Annotated in this window: 2 protein-coding genes; both read left to right on the top strand. The window is 77.2% G+C overall.

What is annotated here, in order from left to right; translation table 11 throughout:
- Positions 1-2,727: beta-ketoacyl reductase (locus GA0070558_RS32265; RefSeq protein ID WP_141722420.1), on the top strand; the 2,727-nt coding region annotated here is incomplete at its 5' end.
- A 37-nt stretch (positions 2,728-2,764) separates the two neighbouring features.
- On the top strand, positions 2,765-7,437 hold a 4,673-nt coding region (locus tag GA0070558_RS32260; protein WP_091287233.1), incomplete at its 3' end, for a beta-ketoacyl synthase N-terminal-like domain-containing protein.

The raw sequence follows: 7,437 nt of genomic DNA, 5'->3' as shown, positions 1-7,437 counted from the left end.
CATGGCACCGGTACGAGTTTGGGTGATCCGATTGAGGTGGAGGGTTTGACGCGGGCGTGGCGGGAGTTCACGTCGCGGACGCAGTTCTGTGCGATCGGTTCGGTGAAGTCGAACATTGGTCATTTGGAGCCGGCTGCTGGGTTGGCTGGTGTGGTCAAGGTGTTGTTGGCGTTGGATCGGGAGCAGATTCCGCCGACGTTGCACGTCAACCGGCCGAATGATCACATCCGGTTCGAGGAGTCGCCGTTCTACGTGGCGGATCAGGTCGTCGCATGGCCTCGGGTGGCGGGTTCGCCGCGGCGGGGTGCGGTGTCGGCGTTCGGGATGGGTGGGGTGAACGCCCACGTCATCCTGGAGGAGCCGCCCCTCGCCGCCCCGCGCGGGCCACTTCCGCCGCGCCCGCACCTGGTCCGGGTCTCCGCCGCTAGCGAGGACGCGGTGCGCCAGCTCGCCGCCGCGTACGCCGAGGTGTTCGCCGCCTCCGACGACGACCGGCGGACCGCCGACCTCTGCCACACCGCGAACGTCGGCCGCTCCTTGCTCGACTACCAGAGCGCGGTCACCGGCCCCACCGGCCCGGCCCTCGCCGAGCAGCTCCGGGCCGTCACCGACGGCCGGCTCCCGGTGGCCCGCGTCGACGCCGCCCTGGCCACCGACGCGCCGCCGGCCGCCCCGGACGGCCCGCCGGACGCCTGGCACGAGGCGCTGGCCGACCTGGCCCGGCGCGGTCACCCCGGCATCGACTGGGCGGCGCTGTCCGCCCCGGGCTCCCGCATCGTCGCGCTGCCCACCTACCCGTTCGCCCGGGGCCGCTACTGGCACACCCGCAGCGCCGAGGCGACGGCGGCGGCCCCGCCGCCCACCGTGCCGCAGCCCGCCGCGGCGGCGTCGCCCGACGCGCCCGCAGCCGCCGCCGCGCCCGAGGCGCTGTGCACGCGGTGGCGGGCCACCGCGCCCCGCACCGGCGGGTCGGCGTACGGCGTGACCGTCCGGGTGGTCGCCGCCGACCGGGCCACCGAGGGCGTCGTTTCCGCCGCGCTGTCCGCCCAGGGCGCCGACATCGCCGCCCCCGGGGCGCCCGCCCGCGCCCTCGTCGTGGTCGCCGCCGCCCCCACGTCCGCCGCCGCCGAACCGGACCTGCGCGGCTTCTGGGAGCAGCTCCGCGAGGTCACGGCGGCCCTCCCGTCGCAGGCGAAGGTGGTCTGGGTCGAGCACCGCTCGGCCCCGGTCGACGAGGCCGACCGGGCCCTGCTGGACCCGGAGGCCGCCGCGCGGGCGTTCACCGTCCGGGCCGCCGCCGCCGAGCACCGGTTCGCCGTCGCGGCCCTCGACCTCGACGCGGGCGACCCGGCCGAGACCCGCGCCCGGCAGATCGCCGCCGAGTTCGCCGCGCTGCGCCCCGGCGTCAACACCGCCGTCGCCTACCGGCGGGGGATCCGGTACGCCCCGGAGCAGGTCCCGGCCGCACCCGGCCCGGCCACCCCGCTGGACGGCGACGGGTACCACCTCGTCACCGGCGGCCTCGGCGCGATCGGCCGGCGGCTGGTCGCGCACCTGGTGCGCGGCGGCGCGCGGAACGTCGGCATCGTCGGCCGGTCGCCGGCCGACCCCGGTGCCGAGGAGTTCCTGGCGCAGATGCGGCTGCACGCCGAGGTCGACTACCTGCGATGCGACGTCGCCGACGCCGCCGCCCTGACCGACGCCGCCGCGTCCTTCGGCCGCCGCTGGGGCCGGCTGCTCGGCGTGGTGCACTGCTCCGGCGGGGTCAACCCGTTCGGGTCGCTGCGCCGCCGGCCCTGGTCGGAGGCGGCCCGGGTGACCGCGCCGAAGGTCGCCGGCTCCCGCAACGTGGTGCGGCTGGCCCGCGCGCAGGGCGCGGGCCACGTCGCCCTGGTCTCCTCGATCGCCGGCGCGCTGCCGCACGCCGGCCGGGGGCTGGTGGACTACGCCCTGGCCAACGCCTACCAGTTGGCGCTGGCCGAGCAGTCCGGCGACGACGGCACGACGGTGACCGCGCACGCCTGGCCGAACTGGGTCGGCATCGGCATGGAGGCCGACGACTCCGTCGCCGCCGGGCACTCGATCACCCTCGACCAGGCGCTGACCGGATTCACCGCGCACCTGCGCACCGGCGGGGGAGTCGTGTTCCCCGGCACGGCCGCACCCGACAGCGTGCCGCCACCCGCGCCCACGACGGCACCGCCCACGACGGCACCGCCCACGACGGCCCCGGCCGCACAGGCCCCGGCGGCGTCGGCCCCGGCGGCGTCGGCTGCCACGGCACCGGCGGCACCACGGTCAACGCCGGCCACGCGACCCGCTGCGGAGCCCGCGCCCGCGCCGGCCGCCGCAGCCGGCCTCGCATACACGCTGGTGCGCGACGCCTTCGTCGACGTGCTCGGCGAGGACCCGGGCGACTGCCCCCTGCCGGACCTGGGCCTGGACTCGCTGGTCATCGTCGACCTGACCAACGCCATCGAACGGCTCGGCGGGATCACCGTCGACCCGTCCCTGGTGATGCGGGCCCGCACCATGGCCGACCTCGCGGCCCGGCTGCCCGGCCCCGCCGGCACGCCGCCCGCCGCACCACAGGAGGCGGCCGGGCCCGGCACGCCCGACGCGCCGCCGCCGGCACCCGACGCGGGCGGGCAACCCGCCGCGCCGGCCCCGGACCTCGGCGCGCTGCTGCGGCCCCTGCTCGTCCACGGCCAGCAGCAGGGCCACTGACATGCCCACCGAGCGGGACGGAAGGAGCGACGCGACCATGACGGACAATCGGATCGCGGTGATCGGCATGGCCGTACGGCTTCCCGGCGCCGAGGACGTGACCGACCTGCGGTGGATGCTGACCCACGACTCGGTCGAGGTCGACGAGGTCCCGCCCAGCCGCTGGGCCCGCGACCTCTACCTCGGCGACGGCGACCACCAGGGCACCCACCACCGGGGAGCGTTCCTGCAGGACCCGTTCTCCTTCGACCACGAGGCGTTCGGGCTCACTGCCGCCGACGCCGTCCTGCTCGACCCGCAGCAGCGGGTCATGCTGGAGGTCGGGGCCCGCGCCCTGGAGGACGCCGGCTACCTGGCCGCCCGGCGGCGGCTCGACGCGGGCGTCTTCGTCGGCGCCCGGATGAACTCCTACGGCTTCGACCACGGCCGCGGCGTCGCCCCCGCCGGCCGTGCCGGTGCCCCGGTTGCCGGCCCGCCGGTCCCGGCCGCCCTCTGGGGCCGCTCGCAGAACTTCGTCGCGGCGTGGCTGTCCGACCGGCTCGACCTCGCCGGCCCCAGCCTCGTCGTCGACACCGCCTGCTCGTCGTCGCTGACGGCGGTCTGGCTGGCCTGCCAGAGCCTCGCCGCCGGCAGCTGCGAGATCGCCGTGGTCGGCGCGGTGGACCTGCTGGTCGACCCGCTGACGTTCGTGCTGCTCTCCCGCACCGGCGCGCTCTCCCCGGACGGGCTGTGCCAGACCTTCGACGAGAAGGCCAACGGGTACGTCCCCGGGGAGGGCGCCGTCGCCCTGGTGCTCAAGCCGATGGCGGCGGCCGTCGCCGACGGCGACGTGATCCTCGGGGCGATCACCGGCACCGGCGTCAACAACGACGGCCGCACCATGGGGGTGACCACCCCCAACCTGGAGGCCCAGGTCGAGCTGCTCACCCGCGTCTACGACCGGGTCGACCCCGCGACCGTCCAGTACGTCGAGACCCATGGCACCGGCACCGCCATCGGCGACCCGATCGAGGTGCGGGCACTCACCGAGGTGTTCGGCCGGCACGGCGTCGCCCGGGGCAGCGTCGCGCTGGGCTCCCTGAAGCGGCGCATCGGGCACCTGCACTCGGCGTCCGGCCTGGCCGGGCTCGCCAAGATCGTCCTCTGCCTGCGGGACGGGGTGGTGCCCGGCGTGCCGGTGCCCGCCGTCAACCCGCGCCTGCGGCTGGACGCCAGCCCCTTCCACCTGCCGCCGCGCGCCGAGCCCTGGCCGGCGGCACCGACCCGCCGGGCCGCGGTGAGCGGGTTCGGCTTCGGCGGCACCAACGCGCACGTCGTCGCCGAGGCGGCCGGCGCGCCCGCCGCCCCGGCCGGTGCCGGTCGCGCCGCCGAGGTGCTGCCCCTGTCCGCCGACAGCCCGGACGGCCTGCGCGAGCTGGCCGCGCAGTGGCTGGAGTTCCTGCCGACGACCGCCGACGACCTCCCCGACGTGCTGGCCACCGCCCGGCTCGGACGCCCCCACCGCGCCGTGCGGTGCGCCGTCGCCGGCACCGACGCCGCCAGCCTCGCCGCCGCCCTGCGTGCCCGCCTGCTCGCCGCCGACGCCCCGCTCGGCGAGACCCGCCGGCGGCGGCCCGCCGTCACCGTGCGTCCGGCCGCCGCGCCGGCCCCGCCGGCCTGGCTGCTCGCGCTCACCGGATCCGTGCCGGCGGTGCGGGAGATCGTGGGCCGGTTCGAGGCCGCCGTCGGCAGCCCCGTGACGACGTTCTCCGGCCCGCTGCTGCGGATCTGCGCCGGGGTCGTGCTGGCCGTGGCGCTGCGCGACACCGGCGTGCCCGAGCAGGCGGTGGACCTGCCGCCCGGCTGGGCGCCGATCGCCGACTTCGCCCACGGGCGTACCACGCTGGAGCAGGCGCTGAGCGCGGTCCTGACCGGCCCGGCCGCGACCGCCGACGACCCGGCGGCCGGCACCGCCGACTCCGACTGCGACGCCGGCCCGGAGCTGTGCGCCCGCCTGGCCGACGTCACCGACGAGCGCGGCGTCGCCGCGCTGCTCGCCACCGTCGCGGCGGAACTGTACGAGGCCGGCGCGGACGTCGACTGGGCCACGTTCCAGGGGCCGGCCGGGTGGCGCAAGCGACTGCTGCCCGCCGCACAGGCCCGGGGGCCCGCGCTGGACCTGCGGGAGCCCCTGCGCTCCGCCGAGCCCGGCGGCCCGACCACCCTGGACGCCGACGAGGGCCCGGCCGGGTACGCCTTCTCCCGGGTCTTCGGGGCGGGCGAGACGCCCATCGCCCAGCACTCCGTGTACCGCCGGATCATGCTGCCCGGCGTCGCCTGGTTCGACTTCCTGCGCCAGGGCGCGCAGCTGCGCGGCGACGCGTTCCACGGGGTGCGGGACGTGCTGTTCCACCGGCCGCTGATCCCCACCGGCGCGCACCGCGTGCGGTGCCGGGTCGACGGGCAGGGCCGGTTCACCGTCGCCGACGCCGACGGCACGCCCTTCGTCACCGGCCGGTACGCCCCGCAGCCCGACCCGGCCCCGGCCACCGAGCCGCTGCCGGAGCTGCTCGCCGCCTGCTCGCGGCTGCACGCCGGCTCCACGGTCTACCGGTGGCTGCGCCGCATCGGCTACCACCACGGCCGCTACTACCGCAACATCTCCTGGGTGGCCGGCCTCGCGGGCGGGGGCACGCTCGCCCGCATCGAGGGCGGCCGGCAGCGCGGGCTGAACCCGCCGGACGTCCAGCTCTTCCCGGGCCTGCTGGACAGCGTCACCATCGCCGCCATCGACCCGGACAACCCCGTCTTCGGCACCGAGCACGCGTCCGCGTTCATCCCGCTGTCGGCGGACCGGGTGAGCGTGCACGGCCCGCTCGACGACGCCGCCTACGTCCGCACCGAGGTGTCGTTCTGGAACGAGGAGGCGTGCCGGGTCACCCAGGTCGTCCTCGACGCGCGGGGCGTGCCCCTGCTGACCTTCGGCGACATCTCGTCGAAGCGGGTGCCCGTGCTCGCGTTCAGCGACCAGCCACCGGCCCCTGCCGCGCCCCGCCCGGCCCCGACCGCCGTCGCGCCCGCCCCGGCCCCGGTCGCGGCGGCCCGGCCTCCGGCACCCCCGGCGCCGGCCGTCCCGGCCGGGCGGCCCGCTCCGGCCGAGGCCGCGCAGCCCACCGCGGCCCCGACCACACCGGTCGCTCCGGCCGCCGCCCCCGCGCCGCCCCCGGTGCCGCAGCGGGCGGCGCTTCCCGGCGGTGTCGCGTCGGCGTCACCCGTCGCGCGGGCGCTCGCCTGGTTCCTGGCCCTGTCCGGCACGGACGCCGAGCACGCCGACACCGAGTTCCTCTCGGCCGGCTTCGACTCCGTCGGCCTGGTCGGGCTGAGCGACCGGCTGTCCCGGGAACACGGCCTGTCGCTCTATCCGACCGTCTTCTTCGAGTATCCGACGCCCCGCAGCTTCGCCCAGCACCTCGTCGACGAGGCCCCCGACTTCGTCGCCTCGCTGGCGGCACCGCCGGCGGGTCCGGCGACCGCCCCCGATCCGACCCCGGAGCCACCCGTCGCCCCGCCCCCGGCCGCCGTCAGCGCCCCGCCCCTCGGGCCGGCCGAGGCCCCCCGGTCGGTCGAGACCCCCGAGCCGGTCGCGGCGACGCCGCCGGCCGTGACCGCCGGACCGCCGCCGGTCACCACCCCGCCCCAGGCCGTCGACCACGCGCAGGCCGCCGAGCGTGCGGACACCGGGCGCGACATCGCCGTCGTCGGCGCCGCGATCCGGGTGCCCACCGCCGACGACCTCGACGGGTACTGGTCGCTGCTGGCCGAGGGGCGCGACACCGTCCGCGTCCTGCCCGACGGCCGCTGGCAGCGCGCCGAGGAGGGCCCCGTCCCGCAGGCGTCCTTCCTGGACCGGGTCGACGAGTTCGACCCCGTGCCGTTCCGGATCTCCGCCCGGGAGGCGCCGCTGATCGACCCGCAGGCCCGCATCGTGTACGAGACCATCTGGGAGGCACTGGAGGACGCCGGCCGGATGGGGCAGGGCGACCGGGAGAACCGGATCGGCCTGTGGATCGCCTACAGCCACGACCACTACCACGAGGAGCGGTCCCGGCACGGGGTGCCCGACGGGCGCGGCCTCGGGCTGGAGGCGATGATCCCGAACCGGCTGTCGTACCTGATGGACTGGCACGGGCCGAGCGTCGTGGTCAACACGCTGTGCTCGTCGTCGCTGGTGGCCCTGCACACGGCGCTGCAGCACCTGCGGGCCGGTGACATCGACACCGCGGTCATCGGCGGCGTGCACGCCGCGATCAGCCCCGAGTACTTCCGGTCCATGCAGGACCTGCGGGCCCTGTCGCCCACCTTCCGCTGCCGTGCGTTCGACGTGGACGCCGACGGCTTCGTGCCCGGCGAGGGCGCGGTCGCGGTCGTGCTGCGCCGCCGCGCCGACGCCGAGCGGGACGCCGACCGGATCCGGGGCCTGATCAAGGGCGCGGCGGTCAACCACGGCGGCCGGACCACCCGCTACTCCGCCCCGAGCCCCGCCGGGCAACGCGACGTGATCGTGGCGGCGTTGCGTGACGCCGGGTTCGGTCCGGAGGGGATCGGTCTGGTGGAGGCGCATGGGACTGGTACGTCGTTGGGTGATCCGATTGAGGTGGAGGGTTTGACGCGGGCGTGGCGGGAGTTCACGTCGCGGACGCAGTTCTGTGCGATTGGTTCGGTGAAGTCGAA

This window comes from Micromonospora haikouensis (genome assembly GCF_900091595.1).
Classification (GTDB): Bacteria; Actinomycetota; Actinomycetes; order Mycobacteriales; family Micromonosporaceae; genus Micromonospora; species Micromonospora haikouensis.
This window is presented reverse-complemented; position numbering and strand designations above follow the sequence as displayed.